We start from the raw sequence: 18,720 nt of genomic DNA, 5'->3' as shown, positions 1-18,720 counted from the left end.
GATGCGCCTTTCATTCAATAGGGTGGGGTAGAGGAAACCAGTGGGCCGCGCCAGTGCGCGCGGCAGCCGTGGCGCCATGCGCCGGGTCCTTGTTGCTGGAATATTTCTGCAGCGATGGTAGCGCAACGGGCGCCATTCGGCTCCTCAGATATTTGGACGTCCGCCCTCAGATATTGCGTCTTGTGAGGTACCCGCTATCGGTCTTAGCATCATTGGCGAAATGTCACTACCCAAGCCGGCCCGACCGGATATAACCGCCACATGAGGACACAATGATGCGCCGCTCTTTCAAGACCAATCTCGACATCCGTTACCGCGACACCGACTCGATGGGCCACGTCAGCAGCCCCGTGTACTACGAGTACATGCAGACGGCCTACCTCGAATACATGCACCGCATCCTGGAAATTCCGAAGAGCGAAAAGCTGCCGCACATCATGGTGAAAACCGCGTGCGAATACATCGCCCAGGCCAAGTACGGCGACAAGGTGCTGGTGCTCAGCCATGTCTCCAAGTTCGGCGGCAAGAGCTTTGAAATGGAGCACATCATGCACATCGGCGACGAGCAGGGCGTGGTGATGGCCAAGGCCATTTCCGTGCACGTCATGTACGACTATGAAAAGCAGGCCACGCAGCCCGTGCCCGAGTCGTTCAAGCAGACCGTGCTGGCCTACCAGGGCAGCCTCTAAGATGGCGCGCCTGGCATTCCTGCAAGCGCTTGGCGCGCTGGGCCTGCTGGCGGGCGCTGCGGCGCCGCTGGCCGCCAGCGCCGGCGAACCGGTGCGGCGCGTGCTGACGCCGATCGACTGGCCCGCGGCCAGCTTGGCGCGTGCCGGCGCGGCGCAGGCCGACGCGGTGCTGCGGCCGCTGCGCGCCACGGCGCCCGCCGGGCTGGCGCAGGTCAACATCCCGGTACTGCTGCTGCCGGCCGAAGGCGACTGGGGCGCGCCGCGTTTCCATGGCCAGGGCACGGCCTATGCGGCCCTGTATGCGCCGGCGGGCGCGAAGCTGGGGCTGTTCGGCAGCGCCACGCACCTCGTCGCACCAGGTGACCTGAAGCTCGAACATGCGGGCGGCGCCTTCGAATCGATAGGCGACGGCGCCGACTACAGCTTCACGCGCTTTGGCGCCGCCTACACGCTGCGCATGAGCTGCGACGAGCCGCTCAAGGACAAGCGCTGCACCGATCCGCAATATCTGACCGACACGGCGCGTGCGCTGCTGCTCGTGGCGGGAGAAAAACCATGATGAAGACTTTGTTACTGGCTGGCGTGCTCGGTGCGCTGGCGCTGCCGGCACTGGCCGGCAATGATGAACGTTTCCTGCCGCCCGGAGCACTGCTGCCCGGCAGCGGCAGCGGCGTGGCCAGCGCCGCCGTGCTGTACCCGGACATGCGCTTTCCCATCGAGAAGGGCGCGGCCTACGCCAGTTCGCATTTCTACGGCGTGGGCGGCCAGCGCGGCAAGGCAGGCGATTCCTGCGACGACGCCAACTATGCCTATCCGTGGCGCGACAATTTTTGCGAGCTGCGCAAGGACAACCTGCCGTTCTGCCTGTCCGGCGGACATCAGGGACAAGACTTGCGCCCGGCCACCTGCCGCGCCAATTTTCACTGGGCCGTAGCGGCCGACGATGGCGTCATCGTGCAGATCGCGCGTTTCAGCGTCACCCTGCAGACGGCCGCCGGCACCTTGTACCGCTATGTGCACCTCAATACCAGCGACCTGGCCGTGCGCGAACTGCAGCCGGTGGCGCGCGGCGCGCGCATCGGCAGGATTTCGAACAACTGGATCGACAAGCTGCCGATCCACCTGCATTTCGACGTCAAGGACACCATCAAGGTGGGCCAGCAGACCCTGGTGACCTTCGTGCCGCCGTATGCCAGCCTGGTCGAGTCCTACATTCAGCGCAACAAGATACAAGGAGAGCAGCATGAGTGAAACGATGCAAGGCCGGCGCGGGCGCAAGCGGCCGATCCTGGCGATATTGCGCCAGGAGGCGTCGACGCCGGGTCGCGCCGGCAAGCTGCTGCGCGACAAGGGCTTTGAACTCGATATCCGCCGTCCCGTGTGCGGCGACCCGCTGCCCGACACCCTCGATGGCCACGCGGGCGTGATCTCGTTCGGCGGCCCGATGAGCGCGAACGACAGCGACGCGCACATCCGCCGCGAGATCGAGTGGCTGTCCGTGCCGCTGGCGGAAAACCGGCCGTATCTGGGCATCTGCCTGGGCGCGCAGATGCTGGCCAAGAATCTCGGCTGCAAGGTGACGGCGGCCGAGGGCGACGTCACGGAGATCGGCTGGTATCCGCTGAAGCCGACGGCCGAAGGCCAGCGCATCATGCCCAAGTGGCCGGACATGGTGTACCACTTCCACATGGAGGGTTTCGAGCTGCCCAAGGGCGCCATCCTGCTGGCCGAGGGCGACGCCTACCGCAACCAGGCCTTCCGCTACGGCGAGAAAGCCTGGGGCATCCAGTACCATCCCGAGCTGACCCTGGCCATGCAGCGCCGCTGGGCGGTGAAGGGCGCGCACCGCTTCCACCTGCCGAACGCGCAGCAGGGCGAACAGCACCTGCAGGGACGCGTGCTGCACGACAAGGCGCTGCGGGCATGGTTCAACGGCTTCCTGAACCGCGTGTTTACCGAAGCATGAGCCGCCAGCTCGCTACCCTGCAGGACGGCCTGACGCTGACCCTGGACCAGCTGCTGGCGCGCCAGAGTTTCAAGTGGCGCCAGTACCAGCCCGGCGTGCTTGCCGCCTGCGTGGCCGACATGGACCTGGGCACCGCGCCCGCCGTGCAGGCGGCGCTGGCGCAGGTGCTGCAGCGCGTCGATTTCACGTATCCCCTGCGCGACGGACGCAAGGCCGACCGCGCCGTGGCACATGCGTTCGCCGCGCGCATGCGCCGCCTGTATGGCTGGCAGGCCGAGGCCGACCAGGTGCTGGTCCTGCCCGACCTGGTGCAGGCGACGTTTGCCGCGGTGATGGCGTTTTCCGACCCGGGCGACGGCGTGATCGTGCAAGTGCCGCACTATGCGCCCTTCCGCGAAGCGGTCGAGGGCACGGGCCGGCGCCTGGTCGCGCTGGAAATGCGCACGGGTGCCGACGGCTTCCAGCTCGACCTGGAGAGCCTGGAACAAGCCGTCGATGCCCGCACGCGCGTGCTGATCCTGTGCAATCCGCACAATCCGACGGGGCGCGTGCTGAGCCGCGCGGAACTGGACGGCGTGCTGGCCTTTGCCGAACGCCATGCATTGATCGTGGTGTCCGACGAAATCCATGCCGACCTGGTCTACCCGGGAGCGCGCCATCTGCCATTCGCTTCCCTGTCGCAGGCGGCCGCCGCGCGCACCGTTACCCTGAACTCGGCCACGAAGAGCTTCAATATCGCCGGACTGCGCTGCGCCGTCGCCCATTTCGGCACGCCGCAGCTGCAGCAGCGCTTCCATGCGCGCCTGCCGGCGCGCCTGACGGGCGCCGTCAATAACCTGGGCATCGACGCCACCGTGGCGGCCTGGAACGACGGGCAGCCCTGGCTCGACGCCGTGCTGGCGCACCTGCTGGCCATGCGCGACTACGCGGCGCAGATCCTGCGCCGCGAGTTGCCGGGCGTCCGCTTCCACGTGCCGCAGGGGACGTATCTGCTGTGGCTCGATTGCGGCGCGCTGGAGCTGGACCAGCCGGCGGCGGATTTCTTCCTCCAGCATGCGCGCGTGGCGCTCAGCCCGGGCGAAGTCTTCGACGCGCGCGCCGCGCACTGCGCGCGCCTCAATTTCGCCACCTCGCAGCCGCTGCTGGCCGAGATCCTCGACCGCATGGTCATGGCGGTGCGCGCGCACCAGCGCCGCCGTCCGCCTGCACCCCATTAACCCGGCACAGCCGTGCCACCACCTGGACACAACACCATGGAAACGCCCATCAAAAAACACAAGCCGCGCATCCTCATCGGCGTCACGGGTTCGCTCGATTCGACCCTGCTGCCGAACTACCTGCGCATCATCAAGGACCACCTCGATTGCGAGCTGAGCGTGCTGATGACGCCGAATGCCACCAACTTCCTCAAGCCGGAATCGATCGCGCTGTACGTCGACCGCGTCATCAGCGGCGAGCGGCCGCAGGATTGGCCGACCGACAAGCCGGGCCGCCTGGCCGCCGAGCACGATCTGCTGCTGGTGCTGCCCGCCACCGCGAATACGCTGGCGGCCGTGGCAAACGGCTTTTCCGGCAACCGCCTGACCACCGTGATCCTGGCCGCCACCTTTCCCGTGCTGCTGTTCCCCGTGATGGGCGGGCCAATGCTGGCCAAGCCGGCCGTGCAGCGCAACCTGGCGCAGCTGCGCGAGGACGGCTACATCATCATCGACCCCGTATGGCGCGACCATTTCGATCCGCTGCTCGAGCGCATGCACGGCCACCACTCGCTGCCGAGTCCCGAGCAGGTGCTGGCGCTGCTGCGCGAACGCTTCCCCGCCAGCGGCGTGCAGCGCCTGGCGCTGACCGGCGCCGCGGCCTGACCTTCACAACCAGAGAGAACCGCATGTCCATCATCCTGTACAGCCTGTGCGCCGCCGACCGGCGCCGTCATTATTCGCCCCATGTATGGAAGATCATCATGGCACTCAAGCACAAGGAACTGCAGGCCGAGGTGCGGCCCGTCTCCTTCGCGGAAATCGCCGGCATCGAGGACGGCAGCTATAAAAGCGTGCCGGTGCTGAACGACAACGGCCACATCGAGGGCGACAGTTTTGAAATCGCCGTGCACCTGGAGCGCGCCTATCCGGACCGGCCCAGCCTGTTCGGCGGCCCCGGCGGCCAAGCCATGGCCCGTTTCGTCGAAAGCTTCAGCCAGACGGTCATCCATCCGCCCGTCTCGGCCATCGCCGCCATGGACATGCATGCGCTGATGTCGCCGGCGGACCAGGCGTATTTCCGCGCGGCGCGCGAGAAACGCTTCGGCAAGACCCTGGAAGAGGCCTCGGCCACCCGCCACATCGAGCTGGCGGCCCTGCCGGAAAAATTCGCGCCGCTGCGCAGCGTGCTGGCCAAGCAGCCCTGGCTGGGCGGCGCGCAACCCCTGTTTGCCGACTACATCCTGTTCGGCGTGCTGCAATGGGCGCGCATCACCGTGCCGTATTCCTTGCTGCCGGCCGACGATCCCGTCAGTACCTGGTTCGAGCGCTGCCTTGACCTGCACGGCGCCATCGGGCGCTCCGTCGTCCTGTCGGACTGACGGCCGGCGTACCTGCCAGGGCCGCCTGCGCGGCCCTTTTTCTTTCATTGACCAACAAGGCTAACCATGATGTTTACACCGCAACAGGGCGAGATACGCCAGCGCTACGCCGGCATCGGCAGCGACATTGCCGCCGGCGCCGCCGCGCGCGCCGAAGGTTTCGATTTTGACGGCTGGCAGCGCCTGCGCGATGCCGGTCTGTGGCGCATGATCGTGCCCGGCAGCGATCACGCGACGGGCGACTGGTGGAGTTTTACCGCCGCCCTCGACGGCCTGTCGTCCACCATCGGCGCGCCGGAGCTGCTGCTGTCGGTCATCGCCCAGGCCGGCATGGTGCGGGGCCTGGAGCGGCACGGCACGGAAGGGCAGCGCGACCGCTATTTCGGCGCCATCCTGCGCGGCGACGTCAGCGCCACCGGTATCGCCGAGCCGGGCACGGGCACGGACGTGCGCAGCATCCAGAGCACCTTGCGCGCCACGGCCGACGGCTACGTGCTCAATGGCGGCAAGTACAATATCGCGCACGCGCCCATCATGGATTTCGCCCTGATCGTCTGCCGCCTGGCGGACAAGGACGAGCACAATATCGCGCTGGCGCTGGTCGACCGCGGCACGCCCGGCCTGCGCGCCGGCCTGGTGGACGACAAGCTGGGCAATCGCAACCTGCCCACCGGCGCCCTGCATTTCGAGGATGTGGCCGTGCGCCCGTCGCAGCTGCTGGGCGCGCCCGGTCGTGGCCTGGCCACGCTGATCGACACCATTTCGCTGGGACGCCTGTATTACGGCCTGGCGGCGGCCAACCTGATCGCGCCCTACCTGGACGAGGCGATGCGCTACGCGGCCAGCCGCAGCAGCTTCAATAGCAGCATCGACAACCACCAGTACGTGCAGCGGCGCCTGGTCGATATCCGCATCGGCATGGAACGTTCGCGCTGGCTGGCGTTTGGCGCGCTGTCGCAATTGCTGGCAGGCCAGCGGGAAGGGTTGATGAGCTGTTCCATCGCCAAACTGGTGGGATCCGAAGACCTGATCAACAGCGCTACCAGCCTCGTCAAGCTGTACGGCAGTCTTGGCTATCACAATGGCCGCGTGGCCGAGCTGATGAAAAACGCCCTGGCTTTCGCCAGCGTGGGCGGCACCGAAGAAATGCACCGCAAAAATATCTTCAATCAGATGCAGCGCCTGGTTAAGTAACCCCCAATAAATTATTGTGATTTCTGACTTCCATAACCGGCGCTCTGCAGCGTTGCTCGCTGCTAGCAGTGCTCGCACTGCGTCGCAGTGAGCGCCTTGCATAGCATCCGGTTCTGTTCGTCATAAATTCACACTAATTTCCCGAGGATTACTTAGCTAGGTTTCCCGGGCTGGCTGTGGCACTCGCACGGTATATTGGCGGTTCAGGCCGCCAATATGCCCGATTCGCTCAGCGCATCATTGATCGCCTCGAACATCGGCTCTCTGGCGCGTGAGGCCAGGTGCGCGAACAGATTGCGCACGGACGACTGTGCCACGCACAGGATGTCGATTTCACCGAGACGCTGCGCTTCCAGCGCCGTGTCGCCATGCAGCAGGCCGACGCCGAGGCGCTCGGCCAGCATCGAGCGGGTAACGCTTTCGCGGTCGATGCTGATGATGCGGCGCGGACGGAAATTGCGCGTCTTGAACAGGTGCTCGGCGGCCCCGCCGCAGCACAGGCTCGATGGCGCGAAGATCCACGGCAGCTCGGCCAGCGCGTTCCAGTCGAGCGGCTGGGTGGTGTCGAGCATGCCGGCAGGCGCCGCCACGTAGACGGGGAAGCACGCCACTTCGATCGTCATCAGGTCATCGTCGGGCGAGCGCGCCTCATTGTAGAAACCCGCGTCGAGCGTGCCGCTGCGGATGCCGTTCAGGGTGCCGGTGGAACTGCCGTGCTCCAGCGAGACCTCGACTTCCGGATGGTGCTCGGAAAAGCGCCGCACCAGCCGGCCAATGGCTTCGTTGTTGGACTGGCCGCCGACGCCGATGCGCAGCTTGCCGGCCAGGCGGCCCTTGATGTGGTTGGCTTCGTCGAGCAGTTCGCGGTGAATGTTGAGCGTGCGTTCGGCCTTGGCCAGGATGCGCTGGCCGCTGCTGGTCAGGCTCATGCCGCGCGCCGTGCGTTCAAACAGGGTCAGGCCGAGATAATCCTCCATCGCCTTGACATGGGCACTGACTGCGGGCTGGCTCAGGAAGAGCCGTTCGGATGCGCGCGTAATGCTGCCCTCGCGCGCCACCGTGGCGAAGGTTTTCAGGTGATGGATTTCCATGAGGGGCGGGTCCACTAAGTTAAAATATGGGTGAAATTTCAGATATTCTTATTTGTTTTTCAACTATGCATTATATGTGATTTCATTAAGAAAACCGCATTAACAATGCCTGCAGGATGGGTAATTATTTGTGACTTTTCCCTTCTCCCTGTCACTTGCGCGACGCGCGTCAGCCCTTGAAATGGCGTAAATTGTTACTTTTCGTGAGAAAGTTTCTGCCCATGGGCCAGCGCGCTACAGCAGGCCGACCACGTGCCACCATACGAAGTCCAGCGGCGTGAGTATCAGCAGGCTGAGGATGAACAGGCTCAGGCACAGGCGGGTGACGGCCGCCACCGGCAGGCTGGCCGCCTGCATGGCGAAAATCAGGGGCGGCGCCTGGTAGGGCAGGCAGACATTGGAAAATGCCAGCACTTGCGTCATCAGCACCGTCATCAGCGGCAGGCCCGTGACGGCAGCCAGGTCCTGCGCCAGCGGCGTCATCGTCGCCGGCACGCCCGCCAGGTTGGTCACCAGCGACACCACCGTCGAGATCACCGTCAGCACGGCGGCGTTCCACAGCGGCGTGTCGGTGGCAAAGCGCGCATGCCGGCTCAGGCCGTGCACCACGGCTTCGCCCAGGCCGCTTTCCGAAATCACCGCGCCCAGGCCCATCACGCCGGCCACGAACAGCAGCGAGCCGTAGTTGATTTCCTGGTTCAGGCATTTTTTCGACGTCAGGTCGGCGGCCGGCCACAGGCAGACCAGGGCGGCGGCCAGGCCGACCCAGGCCGGCGACACATGATGCAGGCCGTCCGTCATCCACAGGGCCAGGCAGCCTCCCAGCACCACGGCCAGTCCCGTCTCCTGCGCCGACATGGGACCTTGCCGCTGCGCCGGCGCGGCCGCGCGCACGGGATCGGCGGCGGGAAACATCCACAGGATCAGCAGCACCAGCAGGACGGACTTGAGGATGCCCAGCACGGGGAAGTGCAGCAGCAGGTAGTCGACATACGCGATCTGCACGCCATATAGATTGTCCGCCATGCCGGACAGGATCATGTTCGGCGCGTTCGACGGCAGGATGGCGAAGGTCGGCAGGAAGCTGGAAAAGCTGGCCGCCATCAGCATGCCCGTGCGGCCGTTATGGCCCGCGCCATAGCCGATATGCTCGGCCACGGCCATGGTGATGGGAATGAGCAGCACCACGCGGCCCATGCCTGAAGGCATGACGAAGGCCAGCGCCACGCTGAACAGCACGATGCCGGCGATGACGCCCGCGTAGCGCCGCCCCAGCATGCGCGACAGGATGGCCGCCGCGCGCTTGCCCAGGCCCGTGTGGCCGATCGCCGCCCCCATCACGGCACCGCTGAACAGCAGCCAGAAGGTGGTCGACTGCAGGCCGGAGAACACGGTTTGCGCGGGCGCCATATTGCACAGCATCGCCACCAGGAAGAAGGCCAGGGCCGGCCAATATTCGGGTACCAGGGCCGTGGCCCACATGCTGATGCAAAAGACCAGCAGCGCCACCACGCCGGCCATGGAGGCCGGCAGGTAGAGCGCGGCCGCCAGGCCGCTGGCGAGCGTCAGCGCGGCGATGGCGGCCAGCGCGCGCAGGCGCGCAACGGGCAGGGGAAGGGCGAGGGACAAGGACTTCAAGGCTGGGCTCCTGGGCGCGCCGGCGCGGCAAGGCGCCGCGCCGTGTGGTGGTCAATGAAAAACATGTTTACTGGTAGCGCCGGATGGCGATGGTGCGGAAAGGCTGCTGGGTGTGTGGCGCGGCAGGGGCAGCGGCAGCGGCCGGCTGCTCCAGCCTGGCCAGCAGCGCCTGCGCGCGCAGTTCGGCGGCATCGATGCTGGCCAGCTTCACGTGGCCGTAGCCGCGGATGGCCTGCGGCAGTTCGGCCAGCGCCACGATGGAATCGAGGTTCCCGGCGCTCAGGCGCGGCAGCAGGGCGTCGAGGCGTGCCGTGTAGTCGGTGATCAGCTGGCGCTCGCGGCGCCGTTCGGCGCTGTAGCCAAACACGTCGAACCGCGTGCCGCGCAGCCCCCTGGCCCGGGCCAGCAGCGCCAGCAGCCTGCCCATCCAGGGGCCGAAGGCGCGCTTGCGCTTGCCCAGCAGCGGCGGCGCCATGTGGAAGGTGAGCGTCACGTCGCCCTCGAACTGCTGCTGCAGCTCGCGCTGGAACTGGCCGTCCGAGAACAGCCGCGCCACCTCGTATTCATCCTTGTAGGCCAGCAGCTTGCTGTAGCCGCGCGCCACGGCCAGGGTCAGCACGGGCGGCGCATCGGCGCCGAAGACGGCGCTTTCGCGCTCGCGCACGCGCGCGACAAACGCCTGGAAGCGTTCCGCCAGCGCCGCGTTCTGGTAGCGCGCCAGCATGGCGCTGCGCTGTTCCACCAGCGCGCCCAGGCTGGCGTCTTCCGCCACCGGACCCGCGGCCACGCCTTGCAGCAGGGGCGCGCCGCAGGCGGCCAGGCGGCCGGCGGCAAAGGCCGCCTTGTTGGCGTCGACGGCCACGCCATTCAATTCGATGGCCCGTTCCAGCGCCGCCAGGCCGACGGGGATCAGGCCGCGCTGCCACGCAAAGCCCATCAGCAGTATATTGGCCATGATGGTGTCGCCCATCAGCTGGCGCGCCAGCACCTGGCCGTTGCATTCGGCGATGTGTTCCACGCCGACGGCGTGGCGCAGCTTGTCCATCAGGGCGCCCGCGTGCTGCGGCGCATCCGGATCGCGCACCATGGCGGCGGTGGGGAACTGGTGCGTGTTGGCGACCACGCGCGTGTGGCCGTGGCGCAGGGTCTGCAGCGCGTCGGCGCTGGCGCCGACCACCATGTCGCAGGCCAGCATGGCATCGGTCTGGCCGATGTCGATGCGCGCCTGGTGCAGATCCTGGCCGGCCAGGGCCAGGCGCACGAAGGACAGCACGGCGCCGCCCTTTTGCGCAAAGCCCATGAAGTCGAGCACCGAGGCTTGCTTGCCCTCCAGGTGCGCGGCCATGGAAACGAGCGCGCCCACCGTCACCACGCCCGTGCCGCCCACCCCCGTCACCAGCAGGTTGAACGGGCCGTGCCAGGCATGCGGCGCGGGCAGGGGCAGGGCGGCTGCGGCGCGGCGCAGGGCTTGCGGATCGATGGCGGCGTCGGCTGCCTTGCGCAAGGCGCCGCCGCGCACGGAGACGAAGCTGGGGCAAAAGCCGTTGGCGCAGGAATAATCCTTGTTGCAGGACGACTGGTCGATGGCGCGCTTGCGCCCGTAGCCCGTTTCCAGGGGCACGATGGACAGGCAATTCGACTGGACACCGCAATCGCCGCATCCCTCGCACACGGCGCTGTTGATGACCATGCGGCGCGGCGGATCGGGCAATTCCTTTTTCTTGCGGCGCCGGCGCAGCTCGGCCGCGCAAGTCTGGTCGTAAATCAGCACGGTGACGCCCTTGACGTCGCGCAGGCGGCGCTGCACCTGGTCGAGCTCTTCGCGTCCGTGGAAGGTGGCGGGCGGCGGGAAGCGGCCGTGCAGGCCCGCGTATTTTTCCGGCGCGTCGCTGACCACGGCAATCGCCTTGGCGCCTTCGGCATGCACTTGCCAGGCGATGGCGTCGACCGTCAGGCTGCCGTCGATGGGCTGGCCGCCCGTCATGGCCACGGCGTCGTTGTATAAAATCTTGTAGGTGATATTGGCGCGCCCGGCGATGGCCTGGCGGATGGCCAGGAAGCCCGAGTGGAAATACGTGCCGTCGCCCAGGTTCTGGAACACGTGCGGGGTGGTGCTGAACATCGAGTGCGCCACCCAGTCAACGCCTTCGCCGCCCATCTGTATCAGCCCGGTGGTATCGCGCTCCATCCACGAGGCCATGAAATGGCAGCCGATGCCGGCTTGCGCGCGTGAACCCTGCGGCACCTTGGTCGAGCTGTTGTGCGGGCAGCCGGAACAAAAATAAGGCTGGCGCCGCACGCCGTCGGCCGCATTGGCCAGCAGCGCGGCGGGCGCGAAGCCGGGCAGCAGGGCGCGGCGGTCGAGCGCCGGCTTGTGCCGCGCCAGCCAGGCCGCCAGCACGCCGGCGATGCGCGACGGGCGCAGCTCGCCCTGCGCCGGCAGCAGCGGCGCGCCGCCGGCATCGAGCTTGCCCAGCACCAGCGGGCGGGCGCTGTCCGGCAGGTTGTAGAACAGGGTGCGGATCTGCTGCTCCACCAGCGGCCCCTTTTCCTCGATGACGAGGATTTCCCGCAAGCCCGCCTTGAATTGCGCCAGGCGTTCGGCTTCCAGTGGAAAACTCAGGCCCACCTTGTACAGGCGCACGCCGGCGCGTTCCAGCACATCGAGACTGAGGCCCAGGCGCCGCAGCACTTCGAGCACGTCGAGATGCGCCTTGCCGCAGGTGACGATGCCGATATCGGCTTGCGGGCTGGGACACAGCAGGCGGTCGATGCTGTTGGCGCGCGCGAACGCGTGCACGGCGGCCAGCTTGTGCGCGTGGCGCGTCTCGATGGGCAGGCCGGGCAGGTCGGGCCAGCGGTAATGCAGGCCGCTGGCCGGCACCGTGTAGTCGGCCGGCTGCTCGAAGCGCGTGCACAGGCCGTCCAGGTCGACCGTGGCGCCGCTTTCCACCGTTTCGGAAATGGCCTTGAAGCCCACCCACATGCCGGAAAAGCGCGACAGCGCCCAGCCGTACAGGCCAAATTCCAGGTATTCGGCGATGCTGGCCGGATTGACGATGGGCATGCTCCACGCCTGCATGGCGAAATCGCTCTGGTGCGGCATCGATGACGAGACGCAGCCGTGGTCGTCGCCGGCCACCACCAGCACGCCGCCGTGCGGCGAGGAACCGTACACATTGCCATGCTTGAGCGCATCGCCGGCCCGGTCGACGCCCGGCCCCTTGCCGTACCAGAGGGCGAACACGCCATCGGCCGTGCGCTGGGGATCGGTCTCGACCTGCTGGCTGCCCAGCACGGCGGTGGCTGCCAGCTCTTCGTTAATGGCGGGCAGGAAACGGATCTGCTGCGCTTCCAGCACGCCGCGCGCGCGCCACAGCGCCTGGTCGTATCCGCCCAGCGGCGAGCCCCGGTAGCCGCTGATGAAGCCGGCCGTGTTCAGGCCCCGCTCGCGGTCGAGCCAGCGCTGCATCAGCGGCAGGCGCACCAGTGCCTGGGTGCCGGTCAGGAAGACGCTGCCGCCGCGTGCCAGCAAGTTGTCTTCCAGCGCATAAGTGCTCAGGCGTACAACGCCCGGGTCGTCCGCGACCATCTTGTCCATCACTTCCACCTGTGTTCTCCCATCGCCTTGTCGGCTTCCTTGTTGGCTTGCATGCCGCATGCACGCATGCATGTGTCTTGAGCACGCTGCCGTGTCGGCGCGCCGGATACGGAAGAGGGGCGCGCCGGCGCTGCGATGCCGGCGCAACCAAACTTTTCCGTCTATTGATATTCGTTTATCAAGATAAGGGGCCGCGCGGGACGGCGCAATTCGCAAATGCTGAGTGCAGCACTCAATAACACTGATGCGAACGCCGGTGCCGGGCGCAGGCCTCGGAAATCCGGGTGCCTGGCCCCTGGCATCAGTGTTTCTGATCCCCGCACTCAGGATTTGCGAGTTGTGTGGTGCGGGGCTTGGGGCTTATCGTCGGCGTCGAGATGGAAAGCCGAACGATGTTTTTTTGTAAAGGCAGCACAGCTATGAGTTCATTATTGACGCGCCGCATGGCGCTGCTGGCAGGCGCGGACGGACATGCGCTGCTGGCCCAGGGATTGCGCGGCATCGAGCGCGAAGCGCTGCGCGTGGACGGCCGCGGCCACCTGGCCGCCACGGCGCATCCGCTGGCGCTGGGCGCGGCCCTGACCCATCCCACCATCACGACCGACTATGCGGAGGCGCTGATCGAGCTGATCACGCCGCCCGAGCAGGATACGGCCGCCATGCTGGACGGTTACGACGCCTTGCACCGTTTCGTCTTCAGCGGACTGGGCGACGAAATGCTGTGGAGTCACTCGATGCCGTGCCGCCTGCCCGCCGACCCCGACATCCCGATCGCCTGGTACGGCAATTCGCACATCGGCATGCTCAAGCATGTCTACCGGCGCGGCCTGGCGCTGCGCTATGGCAAAAGCATGCAGTGCATCGCCGGCATCCACTACAACTACTCGCTGCCGCCCGCATTGTGGGAGCGCCTGCGCGCGGACGAGGGCGATGGCCGCACGGCGATGCAGTTTCAGTCGGAAAGCTATGTCGGGCTGATCCGTAACTTCCGCCGCTATGGCTGGCTGCTGATGTATCTGTTCGGCGCCGCGCCAGCCCTGTCGGCGCATTTCCCGGGACGCGGCGACTTCCCGCTGGAGCAGCTGTCGGCCGATACCTTGTACCTGCCGTACGCCACCAGCCTGCGCATGAGCGACATGGGCTATCAGAACGATGCCCAGGCCGGCCTGACCCCCGACTACAACACGCTCGACAGCTATATCACCAGCCTGGCGGCGGCGATGAACCATCCGTACCTGCCGTATGTCGAGCTGGGCACGCGGCGCGAGGGGCAGTGGGTGCAGATCAATACCAACCGCCTGCAGATCGAGAACGAGTACTACTCGGCGATCCGCCCCAAGCGCGTGGCGCACAGCGGCGAGCGCCCCTTGCATGCGCTGGCCCAGCGCGGCGTGCAGTACGTGGAGGTGCGCTGCCTCGATGTCGACCCGTTCGAGCCGCTGGGCATCGGCGCGCCAGCCTGCCACTTCCTCGATGCCTTTCTGCTGTTTTGCGCGCTGCAGGACAGCCCGCTCACCGGCCATGCGGAAAGCCGCGAGAACACCGAGAATTTCGCCCGCACCGTCAAGGAAGGACGCCGTCCGGGACTGCTGCTGGAGCGCCACGGCGAACAGCTCAGCCTGCAGGCGTGGGCTGGCGAGCTGCTCGATCGCATTGCCCCCATGGCCGCGCTGCTGGACCAGGCGCGCGGCGGCGACGATTGCGCCACGGCGCTGGCGGCGCAGCGCGCCAAGCTGGCGGACGTGACGCTGACGCCTTCGGCGCGCGTGCTGGCGGCGATCCGCGCCGAGCAAGGCAGTTTCGACGCGTTCGCCCTGCGCCAGAGCGCGGCGCACGCGGCGCATTTCCGCGGCCGACCCCTGGCGCCTGCGGCGCTGGCGCGCTTCACGGCGCAGGCCGATGCCTCGCTGGCCGAGCAGGAGCGCGTGGAACGCGCCGACAGCGGCGACTTCGGCCAGTTCGTCCAGCGCTACCAGGCGGGCGCCCGCTACCTGCCGGTGCCGGACGAACCGGCCATGGAAACCGTCTTGCCACAGCAGCGCGTAGCCTGAAGTCCTTGTCCCAACCTGATCCGAGCCATCACACCATGCGCATACTTCATTGCATGCTGCGCGTCGCCGACCTCGACGCCGCGCTGCATTTCTACCGCGACGCCCTGGGCATGACCCTGCAGCGGCGCCACGATTATCCGGATGCGCGCTTCACGCGCGCCATTGTCGCCTATGGCGAAGCGCCGGCGCATGCCGCCATCGAACTGACGCATAACTGGGACCGGCAAGCCTACACCCACGGCGACGCCTACGGCTACCTGGCCCTGGCGGTCGACGATGCGGCCAGCGTCTGCGCCAGGGTGCGCGCGCATGGCGGCACGGTCACGCGCGAGGCGGGACCGATGAAACACGGCAGCAATGTCATCGCCTTCGTGCAGGACCCCGACGGCTACCGCATCGAGCTGATCGAAGCGAGCGCGCACTATGACTGATGCATCGACTTAACAACGACTGACACGGCATGGCAGGCGCGCCGCTGGCGGCGCCTGCCGGCATTTTTGAAAAGGAAGCCACCGCATGGTGCAAGTATCAACGACAAGCAAGGCCGCCACGCCGCCAGCGCCAGCGCCAGTGCCGCAGCCGCAGAACCGGCAGGCGCTGGTACAGGCGGCCGTGGCCGCGGCCTGCGCCTTGGCCGTGGCGCTCCCCGCGCCGGCGCAGGCGCCGGAAAAAAAGGCCGCCGCCAAGAGCGAAATCTGCTATGGCGTGGCCAAGGCCGGCCAGAATGAATGCGCCAATACCACCTGCTTCCATTTGTGCTCGGGCATGGCGACCGTCGACCGCGATCCTGGCGAATGGATGACCGTTCCGGCCGGCACGTGCACGGCGCTGGGCGGCAAGGTGGAAGCGGCACCGCTGGCCTGCCCGGGCGCGGCGCCCGCCAGGACCGGCCCACCGGCCGATGTGGCGGCGGGCGATGCGCTGTACCACGAGGGCGACGCGGCGCGCGCGCTGCCGGCGTGCGCCGCCTGCCATGGCCCCAAGGGCAATGCCGCCGTCGCTGATTATCCGAAGCTGGCCGGGCAGAACCTGGCCTACCTGGATAGCCAGCTGCGCGCCTTCCGCTCGCATGCGCGCGTCAGCCCCCTGATGAACACGGCTGTCGCGCCCCTGACGGATGGCGATATCGCCAACCTGTCCGCCTATTTGTCCAGGCAAAAGCCGGACGCCATCGACCCCAGCCTGACCACCCCCGTGGCCGCCGGCAAGTCGTTCCGCGATTGCGACGGCGCGTGCCCGGAGATGGTGCCGCTGCCGGCCGGGCGCTTCCTCATGGGATCGCCGCCTGGCGAGAGCGGGCGCTTCGGCAATGAAGGCCAGCACCCGGTCGAGATCCTGCAGCCGTTTGCCATCGGCCGCTTCAGCCTGACGTTCGAGCAGTTCGACGCCTGCATCCAGGATGGCGGCTGCGACGGCTACCGGCCGTCAGACGAAGGCTGGGGACGCGGCACGCGCCCGGCCGTCAACGTCAGCTGGAACGATGCGCAAAGCTATCTGCGCTGGCTGTCGAAAAAGAGCGGGGCGCGCTACCGCCTGCCCACCGAGGCCGAGTGGGAATATGCGGCGCGCGCAGGCACCGTCACGGCGCGCTGGTGGGGCGAGGACATCACGCGCGGCGACGCCAAGTACGGCCCAGACGACTGCCCGCAGCAGAAGCATTGCGGCGGCGTGGTGTCCGGTTCGGGCAACTGGCCCACCACGGCGCCCGTGGGCAGCTACGCGCCCAATCCGGCAGGGCTGTACGACGTGCTGGGCAATGTGTGGCAGTGGACGGCCGATTGCTGGCACAGCGACTACGAAGGCGCGCCGAAAGATGGCCGCGTGTGGGATGAAGCGGCTTGCAAGAAGCGCGTGGCGCGCGGCGCCTCCTGGACCGACACGCCGAACTTCGTGCGCGCGGCCACCCGCCTGGGCCTGGGCGCGGAAGGGCGGCGCGGCTGGATCGGCCTGCGCGTGGTGCGCGAGATGGACGCGGCGCCCGGCACGGCGGCCAAGGGCGGCGCGGCGCCGGCGGGCACGCGCGGCTTGCCTTGATGCGCGACGTGGCGCAGGCCGCGCCCCTGGTGGGCATCGGCCTGCGCGGCGCGCATTACCGCGACATGCTGGCGCGGCGCCAGCCCGTGGACTGGCTCGAGGTCCACAGCGAGAATTACCTGGCCGAAGGCGGCTGGGACCTGCACGTGCTCGAGACGCTGCGCGCCGATTATCCCGTCTCGCTGCATGGCGTCGGCATGGGCCTCGGCTCGGTGCACGGCTTTTCGCGCGCGCACGTGGAGCGCATCGCCCGCCTGGCCGCGCGCATCGAGCCGATGCTGGTGTCCGAGCACCTGTGCTGGGGCGCCACTGGCGAGGCGATGCTCAACGACTTGCTGCCGCTGCCGCTGAACGGTGCCAGCCTGGAACTGGTTTGCCGGCGCGTCGACCTGGTGCAGGAGGTACTAGGCCGTCGCCTCCTGCTGGAGAACGTCTCGACCTATCTGCGCTTTCCCGGCGACAGCTGGGGCGAGACGGAGTTCCTCGCCTGCGTGGCGCACCGTACCGGTTGCGGCGTGCTGCTGGACATCAATAACCTGTATGTCAATCAATGCAACCACGGCGAGGATGCCCTGGCCGCGATGGCGGCGCTGGCGCCGGGCCTGGTCGGCGAATTGCATCTGGCCGGCCACTGCGAAGATGGCGGCCTGCTGGTCGACCACCACGGCGCGCCCGTGGCCGCTGCCGTGTGGGAACTGTACCGGGCCGCCTTGCGCCGCTACGGTCCGCTGCCCACCCTGGTCGAATGGGATACCAACTTGCCGCCCTTCGCCGCCTTGCTCGACGAAGTGGCCCGCGCGCGGGCGCTTGCCGGCGAGGTGCTCGCGCCGGCGGGCCTGGCGGCGCGCGATGACGCTTGAGGAGCTGGCGCGCCTGCAGGCCGCGTTCGGCGCGCAGATCAGCGCGCAGACGCCGGATGCCTGCGCGCTGGCGTCGTGGCTGGACACCGATGCGCGCAGCGCCAGCGCCCTGGCGCGCTATGGCCAGGCGCTGCGCCAGCATCACGCGCGCTCGCTGGAGCTCGTGTATCCGGTGCTGCGCGCGCTGGGCGGCGCCTCCTGGTTTCTGGCCATGGCGCATGCCTATGGCGATGCGCATCCGTCGCGCAGCGCCGACCTGGCCCGTTTCGGCGTCAGCCTGCCGGTGTTTCTTGCCGCCTGGCCGCCGGCCGCCGCGCATGGCTATTTTGCCGACGTGGCGCGCCTGGAGTGGCTGCTGCATGAAGCCCATGGCGCGCCCGATGCCGCTGCGCTGACCTTGCGCGACGTGCAGGCGGCGGGGGCGGGCCAGGTCGATGCCTGGCAGCTGGCGCTGCATCCGGCGGCCGTGCCGTACCGTTCGCCCTGGCGCGCGGCGGCGATCTGGCTGGCGCACGACGCCGCGGCGCGGCATGCCATGCCGCCTGATGCATGGGGCGAGACGCTGGCACTCGTGTACCGCCACGGCTGGTCGGCGCAGGTGCGCGAGATCGACGCGGTGGAAGCGGCGGCGCTGGACGTGCTGGCTGGCGGGTCCACCCTGGGCGCTGCGCTGGCGGCGGCGCAGCAGGCGCACCTGAAGGGCAACGGCTGCACGCCGTTCGCGCCGGCGCCCTTGCTGCTGCGCTGGCTGGCCGATGGCTTGCTGGTGCAGGCGAGTGATGGCGCGCGCGTGCTGAGGTAGAGGCGTGCCTACAATGGCCAGCCGCAGGTACCCCAGCCGGTGGCGTCCAGAGGATAGGCATCGGCCGGCGCGGCCGCAGCCTTGCCTTCACTGCCTTCTTGCTCCTGCTCCGGGATTGGCGCTTCGCTGGCCGGCGCAAGGAAGCGCGCGGCCCAGGACAGCAGGCGGCTCACCGGGTGCTCCCTGGCATCGATGCCAGTGCGTGGTAAATGGTGC

17 protein-coding genes are annotated in these 18,720 nt (G+C 67.8%); 13 read left to right on the top strand and 4 right to left on the bottom strand.

Translation table 11 applies throughout. From position 1 onward, the window contains the following. The first annotated feature begins 272 nt into the window (after positions 1 to 272). The 8 genes from CSQ91_RS10280 (at position 273) to CSQ91_RS10245 (ending at position 6,427) form a co-directional block, all read left to right on the top strand. Positions 273 to 689, top strand: coding sequence for an acyl-CoA thioesterase (locus CSQ91_RS10280; RefSeq protein WP_034783925.1), 417 nt, complete (start codon positions 273 to 275; stop codon positions 687 to 689). A 1-nt stretch (position 690) separates the two neighbouring features. Next, positions 691 to 1,248, top strand: a complete 558-nt coding sequence (locus tag CSQ91_RS10275; protein WP_099388187.1) for a hypothetical protein — start codon at positions 691 to 693, stop codon at positions 1,246 to 1,248. Continuing rightward, positions 1,245 to 1,940 carry a peptidoglycan DD-metalloendopeptidase family protein gene (locus tag CSQ91_RS10270; RefSeq protein ID WP_099388186.1) on the top strand — a complete coding sequence of 232 codons (696 nt, stop codon included), beginning with the start codon at positions 1,245 to 1,247 and terminating at the stop codon, positions 1,938 to 1,940. Before CSQ91_RS10275 ends, CSQ91_RS10270 begins: the two co-directional genes overlap by 4 nt. Beyond that, complete coding sequence (locus CSQ91_RS10265) at positions 1,933 to 2,655, top strand: glutamine amidotransferase (RefSeq protein WP_034783929.1); 723 nt, start codon at positions 1,933 to 1,935, stop codon at positions 2,653 to 2,655. Before CSQ91_RS10270 ends, CSQ91_RS10265 begins: the two co-directional genes overlap by 8 nt. Next, positions 2,652 to 3,872 (top strand): MalY/PatB family protein, encoded by a 1,221-nt coding sequence (locus tag CSQ91_RS10260; protein ID WP_257217282.1) that lies wholly within the window; start codon positions 2,652 to 2,654, stop codon positions 3,870 to 3,872. Before CSQ91_RS10265 ends, CSQ91_RS10260 begins: the two co-directional genes overlap by 4 nt. Positions 3,873 to 3,908: 36 nt before the next feature. Further along, positions 3,909 to 4,517 (top strand): flavoprotein, encoded by a 609-nt coding sequence (locus tag CSQ91_RS10255; RefSeq protein WP_034783931.1) that lies wholly within the window; start codon positions 3,909 to 3,911, stop codon positions 4,515 to 4,517. Positions 4,518 to 4,540: 23 nt separating this feature from the next. Beyond that, on the top strand, positions 4,541 to 5,233 hold the full coding sequence (locus tag CSQ91_RS10250; RefSeq protein WP_099388185.1) for a glutathione S-transferase family protein: 693 nt from the start codon (positions 4,541 to 4,543) through the stop codon (positions 5,231 to 5,233). Positions 5,234 to 5,299: 66 nt separating this feature from the next. Further along, positions 5,300 to 6,427: an acyl-CoA dehydrogenase family protein gene (locus CSQ91_RS10245; protein ID WP_099388184.1), complete on the top strand. Its 1,128-nt coding sequence runs from the start codon at positions 5,300 to 5,302 to the stop codon at positions 6,425 to 6,427. A 203-nt stretch (positions 6,428 to 6,630) separates the two neighbouring features. Here CSQ91_RS10245 and CSQ91_RS10240 read toward each other — a convergent pair whose 3' ends face one another. The 3 genes from CSQ91_RS10240 to CSQ91_RS10230 all read right to left on the bottom strand — a co-directional run bounded on the left by CSQ91_RS10240 (position 6,631) and on the right by CSQ91_RS10230 (position 12,748). After that, a complete protein-coding gene (locus CSQ91_RS10240) occupies positions 6,631 to 7,518 on the bottom strand; it encodes a LysR family transcriptional regulator (RefSeq protein WP_034783934.1) in 888 nt (295 codons plus the stop codon). 234 nt (positions 7,519 to 7,752) lie between these two features. Then, positions 7,753 to 9,156: an SLC13 family permease gene (locus tag CSQ91_RS10235; protein WP_208672423.1), complete on the bottom strand. Its 1,404-nt coding sequence runs from the start codon at positions 9,154 to 9,156 to the stop codon at positions 7,753 to 7,755. A 67-nt stretch (positions 9,157 to 9,223) separates the two neighbouring features. Beyond that, positions 9,224 to 12,748, bottom strand: coding sequence for an indolepyruvate ferredoxin oxidoreductase family protein (locus tag CSQ91_RS10230; protein WP_099388652.1), 3,525 nt, complete (start codon positions 12,746 to 12,748; stop codon positions 9,224 to 9,226). Between the two features lie 428 nt (positions 12,749 to 13,176). Between CSQ91_RS10230 and gshA the strand changes: the two genes are divergently transcribed. The 5 genes from gshA to CSQ91_RS10205 all read left to right on the top strand — a co-directional run bounded on the left by gshA (position 13,177) and on the right by CSQ91_RS10205 (position 18,504). Beyond that, a complete protein-coding gene (gshA, locus tag CSQ91_RS10225) occupies positions 13,177 to 14,808 on the top strand; it encodes a glutamate--cysteine ligase (RefSeq protein ID WP_099388183.1) in 1,632 nt (543 codons plus the stop codon). A 35-nt stretch (positions 14,809 to 14,843) separates the two neighbouring features. Next, a complete protein-coding gene (gene gloA, locus CSQ91_RS10220; protein ID WP_034783936.1) occupies positions 14,844 to 15,239 on the top strand; it encodes a lactoylglutathione lyase in 396 nt (131 codons plus the stop codon). An 85-nt stretch (positions 15,240 to 15,324) separates the two neighbouring features. Then, a complete protein-coding gene (gene bufA1, locus CSQ91_RS10215; protein ID WP_099388182.1) occupies positions 15,325 to 16,842 on the top strand; it encodes a BufA1 family periplasmic bufferin-type metallophore in 1,518 nt (505 codons plus the stop codon). Beyond that, positions 16,842 to 17,702, top strand: a complete 861-nt coding sequence (bufB, locus tag CSQ91_RS10210; protein WP_099388181.1) for an MNIO family bufferin maturase — start codon at positions 16,842 to 16,844, stop codon at positions 17,700 to 17,702. The genes bufA1 and bufB overlap by 1 nt, the downstream gene beginning before the upstream one ends. Continuing rightward, the gene (locus CSQ91_RS10205; protein ID WP_099388180.1) at positions 17,692 to 18,504 is read left to right on the top strand and encodes an HvfC/BufC family peptide modification chaperone; all 813 of its coding nucleotides are present in this window, start codon (positions 17,692 to 17,694) and stop codon (positions 18,502 to 18,504) included. Before bufB ends, CSQ91_RS10205 begins: the two co-directional genes overlap by 11 nt. A gap of 8 nt (positions 18,505 to 18,512) precedes the next feature. Here CSQ91_RS10205 and CSQ91_RS28900 read toward each other — a convergent pair whose 3' ends face one another. Beyond that, a complete protein-coding gene (locus CSQ91_RS28900) occupies positions 18,513 to 18,677 on the bottom strand; it encodes a hypothetical protein (protein ID WP_180278392.1) in 165 nt (54 codons plus the stop codon). Positions 18,678 to 18,720 lie beyond the last annotated feature (43 nt).

It is taken from the genome of Janthinobacterium sp. BJB301, from assembly GCF_002735685.1.
GTDB classification, from domain to species: domain Bacteria; phylum Pseudomonadota; class Gammaproteobacteria; order Burkholderiales; family Burkholderiaceae_D; genus Janthinobacterium; species Janthinobacterium lividum.
This window is presented reverse-complemented; position numbering and strand designations above follow the sequence as displayed.

Coding starts and splice junctions, on each gene's coding strand:
- CSQ91_RS10280 (WP_034783925.1), top strand. CDS start 273: ATGATGCGCCGCTCTTTCAAGACCAATCTCGACATCCGTTACCGCGAC.
- CSQ91_RS10230 (WP_099388652.1), bottom strand. CDS start 12,748: ATGGTCGCGGACGACCCGGGCGTTGTACGCCTGAGCACTTATGCGCTG.
- CSQ91_RS10250 (WP_099388185.1), top strand. CDS start 4,541: ATGTCCATCATCCTGTACAGCCTGTGCGCCGCCGACCGGCGCCGTCAT.
- gshA (WP_099388183.1), top strand. CDS start 13,177: ATGAGTTCATTATTGACGCGCCGCATGGCGCTGCTGGCAGGCGCGGAC.
- CSQ91_RS10255 (WP_034783931.1), top strand. CDS start 3,909: ATGGAAACGCCCATCAAAAAACACAAGCCGCGCATCCTCATCGGCGTC.
- bufB (WP_099388181.1), top strand. CDS start 16,842: ATGCGCGACGTGGCGCAGGCCGCGCCCCTGGTGGGCATCGGCCTGCGC.
- gloA (WP_034783936.1), top strand. CDS start 14,844: ATGCGCATACTTCATTGCATGCTGCGCGTCGCCGACCTCGACGCCGCG.
- CSQ91_RS10270 (WP_099388186.1), top strand. CDS start 1,245: ATGATGAAGACTTTGTTACTGGCTGGCGTGCTCGGTGCGCTGGCGCTG.
- CSQ91_RS10260 (WP_257217282.1), top strand. CDS start 2,652: ATGAGCCGCCAGCTCGCTACCCTGCAGGACGGCCTGACGCTGACCCTG.
- CSQ91_RS10240 (WP_034783934.1), bottom strand. CDS start 7,518: ATGGAAATCCATCACCTGAAAACCTTCGCCACGGTGGCGCGCGAGGGC.
- CSQ91_RS10245 (WP_099388184.1), top strand. CDS start 5,300: ATGATGTTTACACCGCAACAGGGCGAGATACGCCAGCGCTACGCCGGC.
- CSQ91_RS10265 (WP_034783929.1), top strand. CDS start 1,933: ATGAGTGAAACGATGCAAGGCCGGCGCGGGCGCAAGCGGCCGATCCTG.
- CSQ91_RS10275 (WP_099388187.1), top strand. CDS start 691: ATGGCGCGCCTGGCATTCCTGCAAGCGCTTGGCGCGCTGGGCCTGCTG.
- bufA1 (WP_099388182.1), top strand. CDS start 15,325: ATGGTGCAAGTATCAACGACAAGCAAGGCCGCCACGCCGCCAGCGCCA.
- CSQ91_RS10205 (WP_099388180.1), top strand. CDS start 17,692: ATGACGCTTGAGGAGCTGGCGCGCCTGCAGGCCGCGTTCGGCGCGCAG.